Source organism: Kitasatospora sp. NPDC056783, from assembly GCF_042789895.1.
Lineage (GTDB): Bacteria > Actinomycetota > Actinomycetes > Streptomycetales > Streptomycetaceae > Kitasatospora.
This window is the reverse complement of record NZ_JBHUAF010000050.1, coordinates 1-22,184: the sequence shown is the minus strand read 5'-3', so window position 1 is coordinate 22,184 and position 22,184 is coordinate 1. Positions and strand designations below refer to the sequence as shown.

Sequence of the window (22,184 nt, the reverse complement as noted above, 5' to 3'; positions counted from 1 at the left end):
CCCGGTGCGGCTGTCGACTCCGCAAGTATATTGGCTCGAAGCCAACGAACGTTCGGAGCAGACACGATGGCACCTCGCGGGGATTCGGTCAATGAGGAGATGCGGCAACGCTCCCGCCGACGCATCATGCGGGCCACCGTCGATCTGGTCGACCAGTACGGTTACGCGGGCACCACGCTAACGGACATCGCCGAGCGGGCCGGGCTCGCCCGGGGGCTGCTCTCGTACTACTTCGACGGCAAACGACTGCTGATGCAGTCCGCGACGCATCGGATGATGCACCAGTCACTGTCCGTCGCGCTGGCGGAACTGGCGCCCGACTCCTCCCCCGAAGCCCGGCTGGCCCGCGCGATCGACACCGTCCTCGCACTGGCGATGGACCACCCCCGGGTGATGCGCTCGCACCTGGCGCTGATCCTCGACCCGGACACCGGCGCCTTCGTCCAGGACCCGGAGCAGCAGCAGCTCGGCGCCATCCTCCAGGAGCTGCTGCGCGACTGGGGCGCACCCGATCCGGTCGCCGAGCACGCGGTGCTGCGCAGCGCGCTGATGGGCGGCTGCATCGGGGTGCTGCTGCCGGGTGCCGAGATCCCGCTGGCGCCGATCCGGGCCGACCTCTTCCGCCGCTACGACCTGGACTGGGAGCTGGGCCTCCCCCCGCAGTCGGGCCCGCCGGAACGCGAGAGGCCGCCGGCCCGCGGCTGACGGCGGGCGGGCGGCGCGGCGGCCGACTGCCGAGGGGCCTCGCGAGGGAGGGGATCCCACAGGCCCCGGACGGCGGCGACTCAGCGTTCCTTCAGGATCGAGGCGAGCAGATCGATGGTGCGTTCCGGCGTGAGGCTGTCCACGCAGAGCCGCTCCATGACCTGGATGTAGGCGTCCACGTCGTCCCGCTTGTCCAGGTAGAGCGCGCTGGTGAGCTGCTCCAGGTAGACCACGTCCGCGAGGTCCTGCTCCGGGAAGCGCAGGATCGTGAACGCCCCGGACTCGCCCGCGTGCGCGCCGAATCGGAACGGCATGACCTGGATCACCACGTTGGCCTGCTCCGCGATGTCGATCAGGTACTGCACCTGACCGCGCATCACCTTGGGCCCGCCGACCGGCCGACGCAGCGCGGCCTCATCGATGACCGCCCACAGGCGCGGGCTGGCGCCCTCGGTGAGCAGCTTCTGGCGGCGCAGCCGGAGGCTGACCCGCCGCTCCACCTCGTCCTCGTTGATGACCGGCCGACTCTGGCCGAAAACCGCCCGTGCGTACTCCTCGGACTGGAGCAGTCCGGGGATGAACTGCACCTCGTAGGTGCGGATCAGTTGGGCGGCCTCCTCCAGGCCGACGTAGGTCTGGAACCAGCCCGGCAGCACGTCGTTGAAGCTGTGCCACCAGCCGGACTTGTTGGCCTCGCGGACCAGGCCGAGCAGGGCTTCCCGCTCCAGGCCGTCGTCCACGCCGTACAGGCTGAGCAGGTCGGCGACGTCGCGTTCCTTGAAGCTGACGCGGCCGAGTTCCATGCGGCTGATCTTGGACTCGGAGGCCCGGATCGCGTACCCGGCGTCCTCGCGGGTGATGCCGCGCGCCTCACGCAGGCGCCGCAACTGCGAGCCGAGGAGGATCCGGCGGACCATCGAGCCGCCGCCCGGCTGAACTGTGGTCATGCGGTCGAAACCTCCACCTAGGGCAAACAGCGCACAGTCTGCCATCAGTTGAGCGCTCACGGTGCCGATACTGACGGATGTTCCTATCAGTTCTCCACTCCATGCACCAGGATGCACGTGCATCCGGCGCTTGCATATGCCAATAGTGCGACTGCACGTGAATCGACTCTTGCATCTGCAGTGAGCGCACACCACCATGGTGCACGTGCACCTGCACATCCCTGGCAATCCCGCGGGCTCCGCGTCGACCCCACGCGCGACTCCGTGCACCGACCCGACGACGTCCCCGCGTCATCGGGCGTTCGAGTGCGCGCGCGCCTGGTCGAGGGGCGGCCGAGCGGCCGAGCGAGTCGGAGGTGACCGGCATGACCCCGGCGGGTCCAGCCGTGTCCGCCCCCTTATGGGAGGAGCTCTTCATGAGCACCGGTACGGCTTTGGCGGTTGACCCCCATGTGGTCACCTGTACGCTCGCTCCTCGCTTCGAAGCCGTCAGAACCGCGCGCGACTTCGCTCGGACCACGCTCCAGCGCTGGGGCCTGACGGAACTGTTCGACGATGTCGCGCTGGTGGCCTCGGAACTCGTGACCAACGCGCTCCGGCATGCGATCGGCGCACGGCCCGACCCGTCGGGCGGCGCCCAGGGCGAGTACGACTTTCCCATACAGCCGACCCCGGAGGGCCGGCTGCCGATCCGAATAAGCCTGGTGCACCGCGCGCCCCAGGTGGTCTGCGCGGTGAGCGATCCGAGCAGCCTCGGGCCGATCGCCCGGGAGGCGGACTTCGTCGCCGAGTCGGGCCGCGGACTGCACCTGGTGGAGTCGTTCAGCCGCTCCTGGGGCTGGCACCCACTGGGCAGCGGCAAGGTGGTCTGGGCGATGTTCGAGGCGGAGACGGTCGGCGGCTCCCCGCTGGACGGCCGCTCACCGCTCGACGGCCCGGTCGACGCCGGCGGACGGCATCGACGCTCGGCCTAGGACGCGCACAGCACCCGGGTCGGGTCTCGCCACCGGGCCGGACCGCATGGCCGGGTCGGGCTGTGCGTCCGGATCAGGAGCCGCGATCAGGAGCGGCCCCGCGTCCGGGTCAGGCTCCGCGGCGGGCGGCGCGCGGCCGGTCGAGGAAGTCCCCGGGAGGACCACACCCCGGACCCTTCCGCCAGGCCCCGCCGAGGTCCCGCCGAGGCCCTTCCGACGCCGCGCACCCGCGGGCCGTCCGGCCCATCGGGGCGGCCGGGCACGATCGGAAGGACGAAGGACAGCGGGCGGGCCAAGGACAAAAGACAAAGGCCGTCGCGGTGTCGGCACCCACGACGGCCCCCCGATGACGGAGCACGGCGGTCGGTCAGACCGCCAAGTGGTCGAACTCCCCGTCCTTCGCCCCCAGCAGCAGGGCGGCGATCTCGGCCCGGGTGTAGATGAGCGCCGGGCCGTCCGGGAACCGCGAGTTGCGCATCGCCACATCGCCGCCCGGCAGGGCCGCGAACTCGACGCAGTTGCCCTGCGAGTTGCTGTGCAGGCTCTTCTGCCAGACCACCCCCCGGAGATCGGCGGCGGCCATCCCGTTGTAGGTGTCGTACGAGCCGTGCGTGTCCTGCGAGTCGTGCATAGAAATCTCCCGAAGAGCTCCGGAGTCGTCGTCCAGCGCGGCGCCCCCGGCACCGCCGAACGAACGGACCGGCCCCGTACCGGCCCGGCACAACGCCTCACTTGACGTGATGATAGCCGCAGTGCACGTGCATCAGCACGGGACAGTGCAGGTGCACGAGGCCTTTCATTCCCAGCCTCGAACTCTTCACGGACCCTTCCCCTGACGGTACGTAAACGGACATAGCCTATGGAATCGTCGGGCTCGCGATAACCGGCCGTGAGCACCTCCCCGCTGAATGTTGATCTTCGAGCGCCGGGAGTCGCACCCCCGTGACCCTCCGTCAAGCGCCTCCCGCGCTGTGAGACATCTCACGCGCCACTGATGCAACGCCAGCCGTCCCGGATGGCGTCAGGACCGTGACGGTCCACGCCGAGTTGGGAGAGGAATGTCCGGATTGTAGGCAAAGCGCCTGAACGGTGGCGCGGGCACACCGAGTCCGCACCACGACCGCGCGAAACCCGTACGGCAGCCGACTGCAAGCCGGACGGGGCGATGTCCTACGATCTCCGGCATGAGCACCGCAGCCATCCCGGGCGCGCCACTGCCCGTCCGCACTCCAGGCTCCCGTGCGCGGGGGCGCCACCGTCGTCCCGAGCGCCCCGAGATCCCGGCCGGCGCCCCGGCCCTGGTGCTCGCCGTACCCGCGACCGCCGGGCCCGAGTCCCGCTCGGTCGTCGAGGAGTTGCTCTCGATCGTCCGCACCGAGCAGAACGGCGTTCGGACCGCGGTCGGCTACCTCCCGGGCAACGGCTCCGAGGCCGCCGACGGCGAGGAGCGCACGGTGGCCGAGCTGCTGACGGTGGCCGCCGAGACCGGGCTGCCGATGCCGATCCTGGTGCCCCTGGTGCCGGGCCCGCACACCTTCCTGACCGAGCTTCACGCGCTCGCCGCCGAGTACGGCGCACCCGTCACCGACCCGCTGGGCCCGCACCCGCTGCTGGCCGAGGCCGTGCACGTCCGGCTGTCCGAGGCCGGGCTGGCCCGCGCCGACCGGGCCCGGCTGTTCGCCATCGCGACCGCCGCGGACGGCGTGGTGCTGACCACCGTCGGCGGCGAGGACGCGGCCGCCGCGGCCGGCATCACCGGCGTGCTGCTGGCCGCCCGACTGGCCGTGCCGGTCGTCGCCGCCGCGCTCGACGTGCCCGGCTCGGTCGCCGCGGCCGTCAACCACCTCAGGGACACCGGCTCGCAGCGCCCGGCGCTGGCCCCGCTGGTGATCGGTCCGGAGGCGGACTCCGAGTTGCTCGCCACCGCCGCCGAGGAGACCGGCTGTCCGTCGGCCGCACCGCTGGGCGCGTACCCGTCCGTCGGCCAGCTGATCGCCTCCACCTACCTGGCCGCGCTGCCCACGCCGTCCCCGGAGGAGCTGGCCCGGGCCGAGGCGGCGGCCGCCGCCGAGGCCGAGGGGGCCGTGGAGGGCGCTCGCGGCGCCCACGCGGCCGCCGAGGGGTACGCCGGACAGTAGGTCGACACCGCGCGCCGGTTCGCGCGCGCCGAGGGGCCTGGAGCGGTTCGCGCTCCGGGCCTTTCTCTTTGCCCCGCCCGCTCCACCCCGCTCACCTTGTCCCGCCCACCCCTGTCCCGCTCACCGACTCTCGTCGTCTGCCGCCACCGGGCGCCGGCCGCCACCGCTTCTCGCGCATTCCACCCGCTTCGGGAGTTGAGTGGCAATGAAGTGGAATGTCCGTTCTTGAGCTATTTGAAGGGAAATGAGTCGTGCCCACTCGGACGCGTGGGGCGCCATCGCACGGACGCGTTCCGGAGTGCGCCGCAGCTCACCCCGATGTGCCGTCATGTCATTGCTGAAGCGGAGCCAGTTGTCGAGTTCCTCAACGAAATTGCCAGAAAACGATCATTTACGATCTTGATCGAGCTGGCTTTTGGCAGTTCTCACTAAACCGTGACGCGTATCACAAGGTTTGCGGTTTGAACTTGAGTCTGATTAACGTGCTCTCCGTTCGTGACCACACGAACCCGGTTCATCCGCGACGCCGAGTCCTGCCGTCGGATGTCCTGGCAGCGCGAAAACGCACCACGGCAGGAGCGGGGGACCCACAGGTAAGTCGCCCCGGACCGATCCCCGGAACGGTCCAGGGCTAGGGGTGAAGCCGCGCTCACCGCGCGGCCGGGCAACTCCAGCCCGAATCCGACAGCTCACCTCGCAGGCGTGGGAGAGGACCGCGTCTTCATGCTGCCCACCAACGGCACCAGCCCGTCCAATCGCACCCGCCGCGTGATCGCCGCCCTCGGCGTCGCGGGCGTCGGACTCACCGTCCCGTGCCTCACCTCCGGCACCGCCTCCGCCGCCACCGTCGCCACCTGGGACAAGGTCGCCCAGTGCGAGAGCGGCGGCAACTGGAGCATCAACACCGGCAACGGCTTCTACGGCGGCCTCCAGTTCACCTCCAGCACCTGGTCCGCCTTCGGCGGCACCGCCTTCGCCGCGCGCGCCGACCTGGCCACCAAGGACCAGCAGATCGCCGTCGCCGAGAAGGTCCTCGCCTCGCAGGGGCCGGGCGCCTGGCCGGTCTGCTCCGTCAAGGCCGGCCTCACGAAGGGCGGAGCCGCCGCGGCGGTCGACACCTCGGCGGGCTCGACCGCCGGTTCGACCGCCGCCAAGCCCGCCCAGAGCCCGAAGCCCGCCGCTCCGGCCGCCAAGCCCGCCCCGCAGACCCCGGCCGCGCCCGCCGCGCCCGCCGCGCCCGCCGCGCCCGCCCAGGACGGCGCTCAGGCCGCCTCCGGCTCCGCCACGGGCAACTGGGTCCAGAAGCGTCAGCAGCAGGCCCAGGGCGGCGACTACACCGTCGTCGCGGGGGACTGGCTGTCCTCGATCGCCGACCAGCACAACGTGCGGGGCGGCTGGCAGCGGCTGTACGAGCTCAACCGCGGCACCCTGACCGAGGGCCCGGACACCATCTACCCCGGCCAGCACCTGTCCATCGACGGCAAGTCCGGCTCGGACGCCACCCGGTCCGACCGTTCGCAGCAGGCCGGCCAGTCCGCGAACGGTGGTGCCGTGAACGCCCAGCCGACCGCGCGGCCCCAGGGCCCCGCCACCAAGCCGGCCACCAAGCCCGCCCCGCAGACCCCGGCCCCGGCGAAGCCCCAGACCCAGGCTCCGGCCGCCACCGGCAGCATGGCCGCCGCGGTCTCCTTCGCCGAGTCGAAGGTCGGTCAGGCGTACGTGTACGGCGGCACCGGCAACGGTGGCTGGGACTGCTCCGGCCTGACCCAGGCCGCGCTGCGCGCCGCGGGCATCTCGGTACCGCGCGTCGCCGCCGACCAGGCCGCCGCCGGCACCCACGTCTCGCTGGACAGCCTCCAGCCGGGCGACCTGCTGTTCTGGTCCAACAACGGCAAGGACTCCGGCGTCTACCACGTCGCGATCTACGTCGGCAACGGCAAGTACGTCGAGGCCGCCAACCCGAGCTCGGGCGTGCGCGAGCAGAGCATCGCCAACTGGGCCCCGGACTTCGCCGGCCGGGTCTGAGGACGGCGATCGGCCGATGGACGCGCGGTGACGGCCGGCAAGGGGCACAGATGACGGATGACAGATAACAGATTTCATCATCTGTCATCCGTCATCTGTTCTCCGTCAGCCGTCAGCCGCCGTCCGAACGCTGACCACCCACCACCCCCGGGGAGAGTCTGGTCGCTCTCCCCGGGGGTTCCGCCGTTCCCCGGGCGCGTCCCGGAGCCCGTCCCCGCGCACAGCCCTCCGGCGGTTCCGCCCGATCCGGTGGGGTGGTGGTTCCCTCCCCCGACCGGCATGCTGCTGCTCTGCACCCGAGGAGGAGTCACATGGCCCAGGTCACCATCACCCTCGACGCGAACCTCGCGATAGACGCGATGATGCTCTCCGGCACCACGAACCCGCAGGACGCCGTCGAACTGGTTCTGCGCGACTACCTGGCCCGCGGCCGTCGCACCGAGACCCGTACCGGCGAAGCGGCCGACGGACACCGGCTCACCGTCGACCGTCCGACCACCCAGGAGGGCTGACCGGGCCGCCGCCCACGACGACCGCCCCCGCACACGCCGACGGGCCCCGGAGAGCAACCGCCCTCCGGGGCCCGACCGTTCGGCGTGGCGGCCACGACGGCCGGCGCTCAGCGCGCGCAGGCCCCGGTGGACCCCCGCATCACCAGCTCCGGCTGGAACATGAACTCGCCGCGCTGGGCCGCGTTCCCGCCGACCTCCTCCAGCAGCGCGTCCACCGCCGCCGTGGCCATCGACTCGACCGGCTGGCGGATCGTGGTCAACGGCGGCTCGGTGAAGGCGATCAGCGGCGAGTCGTCGAAGCCGACCACCGACACGTCCTGCGGCACCGACAGCCCGCGCCGGCGCACCGCCCGGATCGCCCCGAGCGCCATCATGTCGCTCCCGCAGACGATCGCGGTGCAGCCCTTGTCGAGCAGCGCACCGGCCGCCGCGTGCCCGCCCTCCACACTGAACAGCGTGTGGTGGACGAGGTTCTCGGCCTCCTCCCGGCCGTACCCGAGCACCTCGCGCATCGCCGCCGTGAAGCCCTCGATCTTGCGCAGCACCGGCACGTACCGGCGCTGGCCGACGGCCAGCCCGATCCGCTCGTGCCCGAGTTCGGCCAGGTGCTGGACGGCCATCCACATCGCGGCCCGGTCGTCCGGCGAGATGAACGGCGCGTCGATCTTCTCGCTGTAACCGTTGATCAGCACGAACGGCACCCCGCGCCCGGCCAGCCGGGCGTAGCGGTCGTGGTCGGCGGTGGTGTCCGCGTGCAGCCCGGAGACGAAGACGATGCCCGCCACGCCCCGGTCCACCAGCATCTCCACCAGTTCGTCCTCGGTGGAGCCGCCCGGCGTCTGGGTGCAGAGCACCGGGGTGTAGCCGTGCCGGCTGAGCACCTGTTCGATCACCTGCGCCAGCGCGGGGAAGATCGGATTGCTCAGCTCCGGCGTGATCAGCCCGATCAGCCCCGCGCTGCGCTGGCGCAGCCGGGTCGGCCGCTCGTAGCCGAGCACGTCGAGTGCCGCCAGCACGGTCTGCCGGGTGGCGGCGGAAACGTTCGCCTTGCCGTTGAGCACGCGGGAGACGGTGGCTTCGCTGACCCCCGCCTGTGCCGCGATGTCTGAGAGTCGCGCCGTAGTCACGGTCCCAGAGCCTATTCCAACCACGTCAGACCGCCCACCAGCCGGTGCTGTCCGGAGCGAGCACCGTCTCGCCGCCGGCCACCACGAGGTCGGTCGAGGCCAGCAGCAGCGTGCCCGGGGCCGCGATCCGCACCGGCTCGCCGGAGGTGTTCACGGTGCAGACGAAGGAGCCGCGGCGGAACGTCAGGGTGCCCTCGGCGCTGTCCAGCCACTCGACTTCGGTGCCGGCCCCGAGGTCGGGCCGCGCCCGGCGGACGGCCAGCGCGCTGCGGTAGAGCTCCAGGGTGGAGCTCGGGTCGCCGGCCTGCGCCTCGACGCTCAGTTCGGCCCACTCGGCCGGCTGCGGCAGCCAGGACGGCCCGCCGGCCACCGGTCCGAAGCCGTACGGGGCCTCGGTGCCGGACCACGGGATCGGGACGCGGCAGCCGTCGCGGTAGCCGTCCTGCCCGGCCTGCCGGAAGAAGGACGGGTCCTGGCGGACCTCGTCGGGCAGGTCGGTGACGTCCGGCAGGCCGAGCTCCTCGCCCTGGTAGACGTAGGCCGAGCCGGGCAGCGCGAGCATCAGCAGGGTGGCGGCGCGGGCCCTGCGCAGGCCCAGCGGACGGTCGCCGGGGGTGCGGATCTGGGTGCCGAGGCCGGGCTCGTTGGCGAACCGGGTGGCGTGCCGGGTGACGTCGTGGTTGGACAGCACCCAGGTGGTGGGGGCGTCGACCGGGCGCATCGAGTCGAGCGAGAGGTCGATCACCTCGCGCAGCGCGGTGGCGTCCCAATCGGTGCCCAGGTACTGGAAGTTGAAGGCCTGGTGCAGTTCGTCGGGGCGGACGTAGTTGGCGGTGCGCTGGACGGTCGGGGTCCAGGCCTCGGCGACGCCGATCCGCTGCCCCGGGTACTCGTCGAGGATCGTCCGCCAGCTGCGGTAGATCTCGTGCACGCCGTCCTGGTCGAAGAACGGCATGACGTCGTTGCCGAGCAGCTTGAGCTGGTCGGCGCCGCCGAGGTCGGGCAGGCCGGGGGCCTTGACCAGGCCGTGGGCGACGTCGATCCGGAAGCCGTCCACGCCCATGTCGAGCCAGAACCGCAGGATCGAGCGGAACTCGTCGGCGACCGCCGCGTTCTCCCAGTTGAAGTCGGGCTGCTCCGGGGCGAACAGGTGCAGGTACCAGTCGCCGGGGGTGCCGTCCGGGTTCTCGGTGCGGGTCCAGGCCGGGCCGCCGAAGATGGACTCCCAGTCGTTGGGCGGCAGTTCGCCCTGCTCGCCCTTGCCGGGGCGGAAGTGGTAGCGGTCGCGCAGCGGGGAGCCGGGGCCCTCGCGCAGGGCGCGCTGGAACCACTCGTGCTGGTCCGAGGAGTGGTTGGGGACGAGGTCGACGATGATCCGCAGGCCCAGGTCGTGGGCGTCCCGGATGAGGGCGTCGGCGTCCAGCAGGGTGCCGAACATCGGGTCCACCGCCCGGTAGTCGGCGACGTCGTAGCCGGCGTCCGCCTGCGGCGAGGCGTAGAACGGCGAGAGCCAGACCGCGTCCACGCCGAGGTCGCGCAGGTAGGGCAGGCGGCTGCGGATGCCGGGCAGGTCGCCCATGCCGTCGCCGTTGGAGTCGGCGAAGCTGCGCGGGTACACCTGGTAGATGACCGCGTCCCGCCACCAGCCTCTGGACGCGCTGCCAGTCACAGAAGCCAGGGCGGCCGCCTCGTGAGCGGTGTCGGCGGCAGGCCGGGAGGTGTCGGCCAGGTTCTGGGTCATGGACGGTATCCCTTGGGGACTAGAGGAACGGAAGGCGCTGGAACGTTGGGTCGCGTGACGGTGTGGCGGCGCGACCCGGCGTGGGGCCGTGGTACGAGGCAGCGGCGGGTCAGGACTTGGAGGCGCCGGCGGTCAGGCCGGTGACCAGGTGGCGCTGCACCAGGTAGAAGAAGGCCGCCGACGGGATCGCGATCAGCACGGCGGTCGCGGCCATCAGGTTCCACTGGGCGTCGTGCTCGCTGACGAAGGTCTGCAGGCCCACGGCCAGGGTGTACTTGTCGGAGCTGAGCATGAAGGTGGAGGCGAACGGCACCTCGGCCCAGTAGGTGAGGAAGGAGTAGAAGGCGGCCACCGCCAGACCCGGGCGGGCGAGCGGCAGGATCAGCCGCCAGAAGGTGCCGAACGGGGTGAGCCCGTCGACCCGGCCGGCCTCGTCGATCTCCACCGGGATGGTGTCGAAGTAGCCCTTCAGCAGCCAGGCGCAGTACGGCACGGTGGTGGTCGAGTAGACCAGGATCAGGCCGGTGTAGCTGTCCAGCAGGCCGAGTTCGGAGAGCATCGTGTACATCGGCACGATCAGCACGGCGATCGGGAACATCTGGGTGACCAGCAGCGACCACATCAGCGGCTTGTGCCCGGGGAACTTCATCCGGGAGACGGCGTAGCCGGTGGTGGCGGCGAACAGCACGCCGAACACGGTGGTGACGCCGGAGACCAGCACGGCGTTGCCGAACCAGGTGAAGAAGTCGGTGTCGGACAGCACGTGCTGGTAGTTCGACAGCGTGAGCTTGTCGAGGATCCGGCCGGGGTGGAGGTAGTCGTTCTTGTCCGGGCCGAGCGAGACGAACAGGATCCACGCGACCGGGAACAGCGCGATCAGGCCGGCCAGGACCAGGATGCCGTGGGACAGCGCCCGGGACAGCGGGCTGCGCTCGCCCCGGCGGCGGGCCTTGGCGGGCCGGGCGGCCGGGGCGGCGGTCGCCGCGCGGGCCGGGAGTTCGGTGGTGGTGCTCATCGGGGGTACCTGCCTTCGTGGGTCAACTGGGTCCGGGGCCTCAGCCGTTGGCCTGCTCGTTGCGGGCGAGCCAGCGCCGGTAGAAGGCGGTGAAGACGATCAGGATGGACAGCAGGATCACGCCGTAGGCGGCGGACTGCGCGTAGTCCCGGGGGATCTGGCCGAAGCCGAGCCGGTACGCCCAGGTGACCAGCAGCTGGGCGTCGGGGGCGCCGGTGCCGAACAGCAGGAAGATGACGTTGAACTGGTTGAACGTCCAGATCACGCCGAGCAGCACGACCGTGGAGGACACCGAGCGCAGCCCGGGCAGGGTGACGTAGCGGAAGCGCTGCCAGGCCGTGGCGCCGTCCATCTCGGCGGCCTCGTACAGCTCGGCCGGGATCGACTGGAGGCCGCCGAGCAGCGAGATCATCATGAACGGCACGCCGGCCCAGGTGTTCACCATGATGGCGGCCGCCTTCTGCGCCCACGGATCGGTGAGCCAGCCGGGCTCGGGCAGGTGCAGGAAGGAGAGGATGCCGTTGACGACACCGCCGTCGGCGAGCATCAGCCGCCAGGAGAAGACGGTGACGAAGGTCGGCACGGCCCAGGGCAGGATGAGCAGCATCCGGTAGACGGCGCGGCCGCGCATCTTCTGGTTGAGCAGCAGGGCGAGGCCGAGGCCGAGGGTGTAGTGCAGGAAGACGCAGACGGCCGTCCAGGCGATGGTCCAGACGAAGTGCGACCAGAAGCGGTCGTACGAGCCGGGGCCCCAGAGGATGTCGGCGTAGTTGTGGAAGCCGACGAACTCGTAGCTCGCCGGGATCTCGTTGACGCCGATCTTGCGGGCGACGTTGAGGCTGTTGGCGTCGGTGAGGGTGAGCCAGACGCCCTCGACGAGCGGGTAGATCACCAGCGCGCCGAGCACCAGCACGACCGGGGCGATCATCGCGTAGGCGTACCAGTGCTTGGTGTAGGAGCGCTTGACGCGTTCCAGCAGGCCCGGACGCTGCTCGCGCTCCCGGCTGCCCTTGCCGGTGGCGCCCTGCACGGCGACTGACATCGTTTGCACCTTCTCGGGGGATTCTCGGGGGGAAGCCGAAGGCCCGGCCCGCCGGGGGTGGTGGCGGGTGACGGTCGGCAGCGAACCGCGAACAACTGACGACTGACAGATGATGAAATCTGTTCGCTGTCATCTGTTCGCCGTCATTCGTCCGCCGTCATCCGCCGGCCGGCGGGCCGGGCGCGGGAACTACTTGGCGAAGCCCGGCAGGAGCTTGGCGTAGTCGGTGGCGACGGTGCTCAGCGCGTCCTGGGTGCTCGTGCCCTGGAGGGTCTTGCCCAGGTTGGTGTTCAGCGAGGAGAGCAGCGAGCTGTACTCCGGCAGCTCGGGGCGCGGCTTGGCGCTGCTCAGCACGGCCTGGAAGCCGGCGATGCCCGGGTCGGCCTTGACGTCGGCGGTGAAGGCGTCGGAGCGGGTGGGCAGGGTGGCGTTCTTCTGCGCGACGAACGCCTGGCTGTCGGCCGAGGTCATGAAGGCGGCGAACTTCTCCGCGGCGGCCTTGTAGGCCTTGTCCGCGCCGGCGTAGACCGAGATGTTGTGGCCGCCGGTGGGAGCGGCGCCCTTGCCCGCGGAGCCGCCCGGGACGGCGGCGATGCCGAGGTTGTTCTTGTCGGCGAAGGCCGGGCCCTTGTAGATGTTGGTGATCTCCCAGGGCCCCTGGACGATCGCCGCGACCTTGCCGTTGGTGAAGGCGTCCATCATGTGGGCGTAGGCGTCGGTGGTGACGTCGGCCTTGGCGGTGCCCGGCGAGGTGAACATCGTCTTGTAGGTCTCGACGGCCTTGACGGCCTCCGGCGAGGTGATGGTGATCTTCTTGCCGGCGGCGTCGACGGTGTCGGTGCCCTCGCCGAACAGGAACGGCAGCGCGTAGTAGCCGTCCGCGGCCTTCAGCCAGAATCCGTCCACGCCGGCCTTGTCCTTGACGGCGGCGGCGTCGGTCTTCAGCTCGTCCCAGGTCTTCGGCGCCTCGGTGATGCCCGCCTTGGTGAACAGCTCCTTGTTGTAGAGCAGGCCGAGGGTGTCGGTCACCAGCGGCACGCCGTACAGCTTGCCCTCGTACTTGGCCTGCTGGATCAGGCTCGGCTGGAAGGCGGAGGTGTCGGCGGCGGCCGGGGTGCCGTCCAGCGGCTCCAGGTAGCCGGCCTTGGCGAAGGCGGCGGTCCAGCCGACCTCGGAGCGGAACACATCCGGAGCGCCCTTGGCCCCCATGGCGGTCTGGAGCTTGTTCTGGGCCTGGTCGAACGGCACGTTGACGAAGTCGACCTTGATGTTCGGGTTCGCAGCCTCGAACTTCTTGACGAGCTCCTGGTAGTTCGGCGCCTCGTTGGTGGCGTTCGACGTGTCCCAGTACGTGAGGGTGACCGGCCCGTCGGCCTTGCCGTCCGAGCTGGAGCCGCTGCTGCCACAGGCAGCCATCGAGACCGCGAGGGCCACAACGAGGGCAGAGGCCGCGATGCCACGCCGCATGAGAACTCCTTGGGAGGGTGGGGGTGCCCGAGATGTTGGGAGGCAGGCGCATAATGGCCGCCTCGCACCGACCGCACCGTTGCTGCCGTCGGGCTCGGGAAGGAAGTTAACAGCGGCGCCAGAGCGACGGAAAGTCCTTGCAGCAAGTTTCTGCAAGAAATGGGGATCGTTACGCCCGCGTGTCCTGGACGTTGCCACACGGTAGTTGACGGTGGAGCGGATTGTCGCGATTTGCCCGATTCCACCCCTCTTCAGCCTGGCCGACGACACCACCCCGCGTGGCCGGAAGCCGCCTCCAGCAGACTGGACGCATGCGAATCAGAGCCGTCACCAGAGACGAACTTCCGCTCCTCACCGAGTTGGAGCGGGCCGCCGGCGCGCCCTTCGCCGCGATCGGCATGCCGGAGATCGCCGAGGACGAACCCCCGGCACCGGAGGAACTGGCGCACTATCTGGAACGGGGCGTCGCCCTGGTCGCCGAGGCCGCCGACGGAACCGTCGCCGGCTACCTGCTGGCCGAACCGGTGGACGGCGCCCTGCACATCGAGCAGGTCTCCGTGCACCCCGACCACGCCCGCCGGGGCATCGGCCGGTCGCTGATCGAGCACCTCGCCGGCTCCACCGACGCCCCCGCCCTCACCCTCACCACCTTCGCCGACGTCCCCTGGAACGCCCCCTACTACACCCGCTGCGGCTTCCGCCCGCTGGCCGCAGAGGAACTCACCCCGGGCCTTCGCGAGATCCGCCGGAAGGAGGCCGAGCACGGCCTGGACCGCTGGCCCCGGCTCTGCATGCGCCGGGACCTGGCCCGGCCCGAGGAGCACGAGCAGCCCCGGGCCGCCGACCGGGCCCCGGGCCCGGAACGGTTCTAGGCGGTTCCCAGCCGGAGCACCGTCGTCGAGCGGAACTCCTCCCCCGGCCTCAGCTCCGTGCTGGGGAACGCCGGGTGGTGCGGGGAGTCCGGGAAGTGCTGGGTCTCCAGCGCGATCCCGGAGAACGGCCCGTAGGGAACACCACTCGCGCCGGTGACCGCGCCCTGGAACTTGTTCGCCGTGTACACCTGGATGCCCGGCTCGGTGGTCAGCACCTCCAGGGTGCGGCCGCTGACCGGGTCCTCCAGCAGGGCGGCCCGCGCCGGGCTGCCGTCGGCCGGCCGGGCGCGCAGCACCCAGTTGTGGTCGTAGCCGCCGGGCCCGGTCAGCTGCGGGTGCTCGTCGTGCACCGACTTGCCGATCGGCGTGGCCGCGGTGAAGTCGAACGGCGTGCCCGCCACCGGCTCGATCCGGCCGTACGGGATCTGCCGCTCGTCGGCGGGGGTGTACGCGTCGGCGTCCAGGGTGAGCAGGTGGCCGAGGATGTCGCCGCGGCCTTCACCCGAGAGGTTGAAGTACGCGTGGTTGGTCAGGTTGACGACGGTCGGCCCGCCGGTGACGGCGCGGTAGTCGATCACCAGCTCGCCGGCCGCGTCCAGGGTGTAGGTGACGGTGACGTCCAGCGCGCCCGGGAAGCCCTGGTCCCCGTCCGGGCTGTGCAGTCCCAGTCGCACCCCGCCCTCGACCGGCTCGGCCGCCCACATCCGGTGCGCGAAGCCGTCCGGGCCGCCGTGGATGGTCACGCCGCCGCCGGTCGGGGCGAGCTGGTGCTCCTCGCCGTCGATGGTCACCGACGAACGGTCGATCCGGTTGGCGTACCGGCCGACCACCGTGCCGTAGTGCCGGGCCGGGCCGAGGATCTCGGACAACCGGTCGGTGGCCAGCAGCAGTTGGGCGTTGCGGCCGGAGCGGTCCGGCCCGCTCAGGGTGTGCAGGGTGGCGCCGAGGGTGAGCACGCTCGCCTCGTACGGGCCGGCCGTGAGCGTCCAGCGCTCGATCGCGGCGCCCGCGCCCGAGGGGTCTAGGGGTTCGTGCCGCACGCTGGTGGCCTCGCTCGCCATGGCCTGCTCCTCACTGATGGCGGCATCGCGCTGCGGCCGCCCGGTTCCGGGTCCGTCGAGGGGCGCCGTGGCAGCCCCGTGTCCGCCAGCCTAGCGACGGCGGCGGCCTCGGGGGCTCTTCCGCGCCCTCGCACACCGCCATCCGCCTCATCCGCCGTCATCCGTGGCCGGACGCCCGGCGGCCGCCCGCCACGGCCGCCCCCGGCCGACTCCTGGGCCCTGTCCGGCCGATCTTGGCGGATCGGCCGGACACGGCCTAGTCGTCCAGGTCCTCCGGCCACCCCGCGTCCCGCTGCTGCTGCGGCAGCCCGAGCGCCGAGGCCAGGCCGTCCGGCCCGCTGCCCGCCTTGCGGTAGACCGCCGCCAGCCGACGGTTGACCAGCCCGACCGGCACCCCGAGCTCCTCGGCGATCCGCTGCGCCGGCACGCCCTGCACGGCTCGCTTGGCGACCTCCCACTCCGCGCTGCTGAGCGTCTCGATGGTCTCCCGGAAGTCGCGCAGCCCCAGCCGGTTGGGTCGCAGGCCGTAGTTGGCCAGCTCCCGGCGGGCCCGGTCGACCAGCCCCTCCGCGGAGCAGTGCTGGGCCAGCTCGATGCCCTGGTACAGGTACTCCTGGGCGTCGTCCAGCCGTCCGACCCGGCGCAGCGCGGCGCCGAGGTCGACCAGGGCGACGGCGTGCTCGTAGCCGGCCGGGGACTGTCCGAGGTACGTCACGGCGTCCTCCAGCAGCTCGACCGCCGCCCGGGCGTCCTCGATCCGGGCCTGCAGGCGCAGCGCGCTGCCGATCGCCGAGGCGGTGCCGAAGTCGCGGGCGTCCCGGACCGCCCGCTGGGCGTAGTCACGGGCGCGCTCGGGCTCGTCGCGCGCGATCGCGATGGCGAGGTGTCCGGCCCAGGGCGCCCAGACGGTGTTGCGCCAGCCGCGGACCTCCAGTTGGGCGCCGGCCTCGGTGAGTGCGGCGGCCGCGCCCGCGTACCGGTCCTTGGCGACCAGCAGCTTGCCGTACAGCGAGGCCGCGTCCGGCAGCACCATGGCCGTCGGGTGGTAGGGCGGGTGGAAGCCGAAGTCGTTGGCCATGGTCCAGGCCTCGTCGACCCGGCCGCGGGCGATCAGGGTGTCGACCAGCACGCCGATCGCGTCCCAGGCCAGCGGCAGCTTGTCCCCCATCCGCTGGGAGATTCGGTAGGCCCGGCGCAGGAAGTCCTCGGCCTCGGCGAGCAGGCCGCGGCGGAACCGGGCCAGGCCCATCAGGAAGTAGGCGAAGCCCCGGTGGGCGCCGCTCCAACCGGCGATCTCGAACTGGATGATGGCGTCCGCGGCCAACCGTTCGGCCTGGGCGATGCGGTCGTTGTAGATGTACGTCAGGCAGAGCATCGACGGCAGTTCGAAGCCCCAGGTGGTGTCCGTCCAGCCGAGGCCCTTGGGCAGCCGACCGCTGTCGAGGACCTCGTCGGCGAGCGCGAGCGCCTCGGTGGAGGAGGCTCCGCGCAGGGTGAGGTCCCAGGCCCGCATGGCGAGCACGGCCCGGTCGGCCGCCTCCCGGCCGCGCAGGCTCCGGCACATCACACCGAGCCGGGCGGAGCGGCCCGGGCCGTCCTCCTCGGACTTGCGGAAGGCGTGCCACATGAACGAGGCGGCCTGGAGCCGCTGGCGCCCCGCCGGGTCGACGGTGACCTCGGCCTCCTCCTGGCAGACCACCGCGGCCTGTCCCAGCTCACCGGCGTGGGCGAGCACCTCGGAGAGCCGGAAGGTGGCGTCCACCCGCAGTTCGGGGCGCAGCGGCAGGTCCTCCGGGGAGAAGAGCGCCAGCTTGAGCTGGTTGACGGTGGCGACGGGGTTGGTGAGCAGTGCGGAGCAGCCGAGTTCGTAGAGCACCTCGGTCTTGATCTCGTCGGCGGGCGGCTCGTTGAGCGCGCGCTTCAGACAGCGTTGGGCGGCCTCGGGGGCGCCGATCAGCTGGTGTTCGATGGCGGCGCGGCGCAGCTTCCTGACGATCCGGTCGTCGCCCTCGCCGGAGTGGGTCTCGACCAGGTGGCGGGAGGCGGCGAGCAGGCCGAGTCCGGCGTTCTCGATCTCGGCGGCGGCGATGCCGTGCATGCCGAGGCGGGTGGCGTCGGGCATGGTGTTGTAGATCGAGCTGGCGATCAGCGGGTGGACGAACTCCAGGTTCCCGTTGGGGCTCTGGGTCAGTACGCGCTGCTTGCGCAGTCGCTTGATGGACTCGCGGGCGCCCTCGGTGCTCTGGGTGGAGATCCTGGTGGCGAGGTCGACCCGGATGTCGGTGCCCAGCATCGCGCAGGCCCAGGCGAAGCGCAGGGTGCTGGCGCCGAGCCGGTCCAGCCAGCTCTTGAGGGTCATTCCGGTGGCGTCGACGGCGAGTTCGTGCAGTTGCCGGGAGTTCTCCTCGACCGGCTCCAGTTCCTGGTCGCGGACCTGGTCGAGCAGGGCGATGGCCTCGAACGGGTTGCCGTTGACGACGTTCCAGAACTCGTAGCAGAAGGCGTCCTCGGCCTTGTCGCCGAGTTCCGCGCGGATCATGTCGGTGACGGAGCTGAGGGTGAGCCGGTTGAGTTCGTGCTTGCGGCCCTTGAGTTCGAGGACGCTGCGGCGGAATTCCTGGGTCTCGGCGGGCCAGTCGTTCTCGTCCTCGCGGAAGGCGAAGACGAGCAGAACGGGCAGTTCACTCGATCGGATGGCGAACTTGGTCAGCCAGGAGAGTGACTCCCCGTCCGCCCAGTGCAGGTCGTCGACGATCATCACCATCGGCGCGCGGCGCGGCGCGAGCTGGGCGAGGACGTAGTCGAGGCCGTCGCGCACGCCCTGCGGGTCGAGGCGGCGGGCGCCGGCCTTGGGCTGCTTGAGGCCCATGGCCGGTCCGACGACCTCCTCCCAGGTGCCCATGACCTGGCGGAACACGTCCGGTTCCAGGTCGCCGAGCACGTGCTGGAGCAGCTGGCGCAGTACGTGGTACGGCTCCTTGAACTGCCGTTCACCGCCCCGGGCGAACAGCACGGTGGCCTTCTCCCGGAGCTTGGCGATCCGCCGGACCTCGTGCAGCAGGCTGGTCTTGCCGATGCCGGGGCGGCCGGAGAAGGTGAGCAGGTCACCGATCTCGGTGCCACCGGCGGCGAATCCGAGGCAGAGCCGCTCGACGGCGGCCTCCACCGAGCGCAGTTCGGCGTCGCGGTCGCGCAGTCGGATCCGGGGCGCGTTCGCGTCGTCGCCCCGGCCGGAACCAGCGCCCGCCCGAAGTTCGTTCTCCTGCTCGGTCACCGTCGCGCCTCCGCCTCGACTGTTTGCGTCACAGCTGCATCACTGCGTGGAGCCGAGGTTAGCGCCGCGCGGGCCTTCCCGTGAGGCATTCGTGCAGGCTGGGACGGACGGTGAGGGTTTGGGGGACCACCCGAGGGCAACTGCCCTATATCCCTAACGTGCGATCAATACATCAGATACCCTACGGCCTTCGAGGCGTTGATGATCATGCCTGATCCCCCTCACCGCAGCGCCCCGTCGCGCCAACTCCCCCTCACGAACCCTGTTCGAACCACAAGTGCCCCCACCCTTCGCCGCACCGGGAGTCCGATGTCTGACGACACCTCACTTCAGATTCCGTTCCCGCACCGTCGCAGTCCGCACGGCCGACACGCCACCGCACTGCACCGGGACTGGCTGATCCGCCATCCACTGCTGCCCGACGCCGACCACCCCGGCTACGCCCACTGGGAGGTGGTGGACCTCGCCGCGCTCGGCTATCCGGACGCCGGACCGGACGAACTCGCCCTGGCCGCCGACCTGATGGGCTTCTACTTCCTCTTCGACGACCAGTTCGACGGCCCGCTCGGCCGCCGCCCGGCCGAGGTCGCCCCGATCTGCGAACGGCTGATCGCCGTCCTGCACGGCGCCCGACCCGACCAAGGCTCCGCGGTCGAGACCGCCTTCGCCGACCTGTGGGACCGCAGCGTGCGGGGCATGCCCGCCCGCTGGCAGGCCCGCGCGGCCTACAACTGGGAGTACTACCTGGCCAGCCACCCGGCCGAGGCGGCCGGCCGGATCTCCACCCGGCCGCCGGACCGGGACGGCTACCTGGAGCTCCGCAGGGGCACCGCGGCGATGGAGACCATCTTCGACATGGTCGAACGCCTCGGCCACTTCGAGGTGTCCGCCGCCGTCCTGCACCACCCGGCGCTGCGCCAACTCCGGCAGCTGGCCGCCGACATACCGTCGCTCAGCAACGACGTGCGGTCCTACCCGCTTGAGGCGCCGCGCGGGGACGTGAACAACCTGGTCATGATCGTCCAGCGCGAACGGCGCTGCTCGGCCGAGGAGGCCTGCGCGGCGGTCATCGCCGAGGCCCAGCTGATGGTCGACCGCTGCGCCGAACTACGCGACCGCCTCCCGGACGTCTACCGCGAGTTGGGCCTCTCCCGGATCGAACGCACGATCGCCCAACGGTACGCGGACGGACTGCTCACCTGGCTGGCCGGCTACCTCAGCTGGGAGGCCCGCACCGGCCGGTACCACGCGGTCTGACCGACCCGCTCCCGGAGCCGTCCGACGGGCGCGGCGAGCGCGCGGTGGAACCACGGCGGGTGCGCGGCGGCGCGCCCGGTGAGCGCCGCCCCGGCCCCGCGGCGGCATGCGGCGGCCCGGGCCCGAGGCCCCGCGGCCGGCCGGCGAGGAACGCCCGCGACGGGCCCGCGAAGGACATCCGACGGCGCACCGCCGGGCACGGTCCGGACGGCGCACCGTCCGTACGGGACACGCGTACGGACCGTAGCCGCACCGGGCGCCCGACGGTTATCGTGCTCGACAGCGGGTGCCCCGGCGGGGCGCCGGCCCGATGGCGTGTCCCACCCCTCCCGCCGGGCCGCCCCCTGACCGGGTGGTCCGGCGCGCCGCCCGCGGCCCCGCGCCGAACCCGGGCGGCACCCGACGAAGCGAGGAGACACCGAGCATGACGGTCTACCAGCCCCCCGGCACCCCCGGCAGCATCGTCGCCTACCGCTCCCGGTACGAGCACTGGATCGGCGGCGAGTGGACTCCCCCCGCGGGCGGCGAGTACTTCGGCAACCCGACGCCGGTCACCGGCGAGGTGTTCACCGAGGTCGCCCGCGGCACCGCCGCGGACATCGAGGCCGCCCTGGACGCGGCCCACGCCGCCGCCCCCGCCTGGGGCCGCACCCCGGCCGCCCAGCGGGCGCAGGTGCTGCTGCGGATGGCCGACCGGATGGAGGCCAACCTGGAGCAGCTGGCCGTCGCCGAGACCTGGGACAACGGCAAGCCGGTGCGCGAGACCCTGGCCGCCGACCTGCCGCTCGCCGTCGACCACCTGCGCTACTTCGCCGGCGTGCTGCGGGCCCAGGAGGGCAGTCTCTCCCAGCTCGACGAGGACACCGTCGCCTACCACTTCCACGAGCCGCTGGGCGTGGTCGGCCAGATCATCCCGTGGAACTTCCCGATCCTGATGGCGATCTGGAAGCTCGCCCCGGCGCTCGCGGCCGGCAACGCGGTGGTGCTCAAGCCCGCCGAGCAGACCCCGGCCTCGGTGCTGCTGCTCGCCGAGCTGACCTCCGACCTGCTGCCGCCCGGCGTGCTCAACATCGTCACCGGCTTCGGCGAGGAGGCCGGCGCCCCGCTGGCCGCCAGCACCCGGATCCGCAAGCTCGCCTTCACCGGCGAGACCAGCACCGGCCGGCTGATCGCCCACTCGGCGGCCGACAACCTGATCCCGGTCACGCTGGAGCTCGGCGGCAAGAGCCCCAACGTGTTCTTCGCGGACGTCGCCGCCGAGTCGGACGCCTTCTACGACAAGGCCGTCGAGGGCTTCGCGATGTTCGCCCTCAACCAGGGCGAGGTCTGCACCTGCCCCAGCCGCGCGCTGATCGACTCCGCGATCTACGACCGGCTGCTCTCCGACGGCCTGGACCGGGTCCGGGCGATGCGCCAGGGCGACCCGCTGGACACCGAGACCCAGGTCGGCGCCCAGGCCAGCGTCGAGCAGCTGAAGAAGATCCTCTCCTACTTCGAGATCGGCCAGGACGAGGGCGCCCGGATCCTGGTGGGCGGCGAGCGGGCCGACCTCGGCGGCGCGCTGGCCGGCGGGTACTACGTGACACCGACGGTCTTCGAGGGCGACAACTCGATGCGGGTCTTCCAGGAGGAGATCTTCGGCCCGGTCGTCTCGGTCACCCGTTTCGACGGCTTCGACCAGGCCGTCACCCTCGCCAACGACACCCAGTACGGGCTCGGCGCGGGCGTGTGGACCCGCAGCCTCAACACCGCCCACCGGGCCGGGCGCGCCATCCAGGCGGGCCGGGTCTGGACCAACTGCTACCACGCCTACCCGGCCCACGCGGCCTTCGGCGGCTACAAGAACTCCGGCATCGGGCGGGAGACCCACAAGATGCTGCTGGAGCACTACCAGCAGACCAAGAACCTGCTGGTCAGCTACTCCCCCGACGCGGTCGGCTTCTTCTAGGCCGCACCGGCTCCGAGCCCCCGGCGGCAAGCTCCGGACGGCTCCGAGCCCCCGGCGGAAACCGGAGCGGGAGGTCCGG

General features: G+C 71.6%; 17 protein-coding genes and 1 riboswitch. Of the genes, 8 read left to right on the top strand and 9 right to left on the bottom strand.

The annotated features are described in order from the left end of the window. Positions 1–99: 99 nt before the first annotated feature. A complete protein-coding gene (locus tag ACFRMQ_RS10855; RefSeq protein WP_380729249.1) occupies positions 100–705 on the top strand; it encodes a TetR/AcrR family transcriptional regulator in 606 nt (201 codons plus the stop codon). Between the two features lie 80 nt (positions 706–785). Here the strand turns inward: ACFRMQ_RS10855 and ACFRMQ_RS10850 are convergent, their stop codons facing one another. After that, positions 786–1,652, bottom strand: coding sequence for a helix-turn-helix domain-containing protein (locus ACFRMQ_RS10850; RefSeq protein WP_380729247.1), 867 nt, complete (start codon positions 1,650–1,652; stop codon positions 786–788). A gap of 416 nt (positions 1,653–2,068) precedes the next feature. On the opposite strand from ACFRMQ_RS10850, the gene ACFRMQ_RS10845 reads away from it, so the two are divergent. Continuing rightward, positions 2,069–2,626 (top strand): ATP-binding protein, encoded by a 558-nt coding sequence (locus ACFRMQ_RS10845; RefSeq protein ID WP_380729245.1) that lies wholly within the window; start codon positions 2,069–2,071, stop codon positions 2,624–2,626. A gap of 367 nt (positions 2,627–2,993) precedes the next feature. Here ACFRMQ_RS10845 and ACFRMQ_RS10840 read toward each other — a convergent pair whose 3' ends face one another. Further along, the gene (locus ACFRMQ_RS10840) at positions 2,994–3,257 is read right to left on the bottom strand and encodes a DUF397 domain-containing protein (protein WP_380699987.1); all 264 of its coding nucleotides are present in this window, start codon (positions 3,255–3,257) and stop codon (positions 2,994–2,996) included. 553 nt (positions 3,258–3,810) lie between these two features. Here ACFRMQ_RS10840 and ACFRMQ_RS10835 point away from each other — a divergent pair. The 3 genes from ACFRMQ_RS10835 to ACFRMQ_RS10825 all read left to right on the top strand — a co-directional run bounded on the left by ACFRMQ_RS10835 (position 3,811) and on the right by ACFRMQ_RS10825 (position 7,301). Beyond that, the gene (locus tag ACFRMQ_RS10835) at positions 3,811–4,764 is read left to right on the top strand and encodes a sirohydrochlorin chelatase (RefSeq protein WP_380729242.1); all 954 of its coding nucleotides are present in this window, start codon (positions 3,811–3,813) and stop codon (positions 4,762–4,764) included. Positions 4,765–5,319: 555 nt separating this feature from the next. Further along, a riboswitch (cyclic di-AMP (ydaO/yuaA leader) is annotated at positions 5,320–5,480 on the top strand. Then, the gene (locus ACFRMQ_RS10830) at positions 5,467–6,789 is read left to right on the top strand and encodes a transglycosylase family protein (RefSeq protein WP_380729240.1); all 1,323 of its coding nucleotides are present in this window, start codon (positions 5,467–5,469) and stop codon (positions 6,787–6,789) included. It overlaps the preceding riboswitch by 14 nt. 311 nt (positions 6,790–7,100) lie before the next feature. Beyond that, complete coding sequence (locus ACFRMQ_RS10825) at positions 7,101–7,301, top strand: hypothetical protein (RefSeq protein ID WP_380729238.1); 201 nt, start codon at positions 7,101–7,103, stop codon at positions 7,299–7,301. 107 nt (positions 7,302–7,408) lie between these two features. Here ACFRMQ_RS10825 and ACFRMQ_RS10820 read toward each other — a convergent pair whose 3' ends face one another. From ACFRMQ_RS10820 to ACFRMQ_RS10800, 5 genes are all read right to left on the bottom strand, one after another. Next, the gene (locus tag ACFRMQ_RS10820; RefSeq protein WP_380729236.1) at positions 7,409–8,428 is read right to left on the bottom strand and encodes a LacI family DNA-binding transcriptional regulator; all 1,020 of its coding nucleotides are present in this window, start codon (positions 8,426–8,428) and stop codon (positions 7,409–7,411) included. A gap of 25 nt (positions 8,429–8,453) precedes the next feature. After that, a complete protein-coding gene (locus ACFRMQ_RS10815; protein ID WP_380729233.1) occupies positions 8,454–10,169 on the bottom strand; it encodes a glycoside hydrolase family 13 protein in 1,716 nt (571 codons plus the stop codon). Positions 10,170–10,278: 109 nt separating this feature from the next. Next, on the bottom strand, positions 10,279–11,184 hold the full coding sequence (locus ACFRMQ_RS10810; RefSeq protein ID WP_380729230.1) for a sugar ABC transporter permease: 906 nt from the start codon (positions 11,182–11,184) through the stop codon (positions 10,279–10,281). A gap of 40 nt (positions 11,185–11,224) precedes the next feature. Continuing rightward, the gene (locus tag ACFRMQ_RS10805) at positions 11,225–12,226 is read right to left on the bottom strand and encodes a carbohydrate ABC transporter permease (protein ID WP_380729228.1); all 1,002 of its coding nucleotides are present in this window, start codon (positions 12,224–12,226) and stop codon (positions 11,225–11,227) included. A gap of 189 nt (positions 12,227–12,415) precedes the next feature. Continuing rightward, positions 12,416–13,693 carry an extracellular solute-binding protein gene (locus ACFRMQ_RS10800; protein WP_380729226.1) on the bottom strand — a complete coding sequence of 426 codons (1,278 nt, stop codon included), beginning with the start codon at positions 13,691–13,693 and terminating at the stop codon, positions 12,416–12,418. A gap of 311 nt (positions 13,694–14,004) precedes the next feature. Between ACFRMQ_RS10800 and ACFRMQ_RS10795 the strand changes: the two genes are divergently transcribed. After that, positions 14,005–14,565: a GNAT family N-acetyltransferase gene (locus ACFRMQ_RS10795; RefSeq protein WP_380729224.1), complete on the top strand. Its 561-nt coding sequence runs from the start codon at positions 14,005–14,007 to the stop codon at positions 14,563–14,565. Here ACFRMQ_RS10795 and ACFRMQ_RS10790 read toward each other — a convergent pair. After that, a complete protein-coding gene (locus tag ACFRMQ_RS10790; RefSeq protein ID WP_380729222.1) occupies positions 14,562–15,626 on the bottom strand; it encodes an aldose epimerase family protein in 1,065 nt (354 codons plus the stop codon). The genes ACFRMQ_RS10795 and ACFRMQ_RS10790 overlap by 4 nt on opposite strands. 256 nt (positions 15,627–15,882) lie before the next feature. Then, positions 15,883–18,900 carry an ATP-binding protein gene (locus tag ACFRMQ_RS10785; RefSeq protein WP_380729220.1) on the bottom strand — a complete coding sequence of 1,006 codons (3,018 nt, stop codon included), beginning with the start codon at positions 18,898–18,900 and terminating at the stop codon, positions 15,883–15,885. A 309-nt stretch (positions 18,901–19,209) separates the two neighbouring features. Here ACFRMQ_RS10785 and ACFRMQ_RS10780 point away from each other — a divergent pair, with 309 nt between their 5' ends. Then, entirely contained in the window at positions 19,210–20,157 is a 948-nt protein-coding gene (locus ACFRMQ_RS10780; protein ID WP_380729217.1) for a terpene cyclase, read from the top strand. 424 nt (positions 20,158–20,581) lie between these two features. Further along, entirely contained in the window at positions 20,582–22,105 is a 1,524-nt protein-coding gene (locus tag ACFRMQ_RS10775; RefSeq protein ID WP_380729215.1) for an aldehyde dehydrogenase family protein, read from the top strand. Positions 22,106–22,184: the final 79 nt, after the last annotated feature.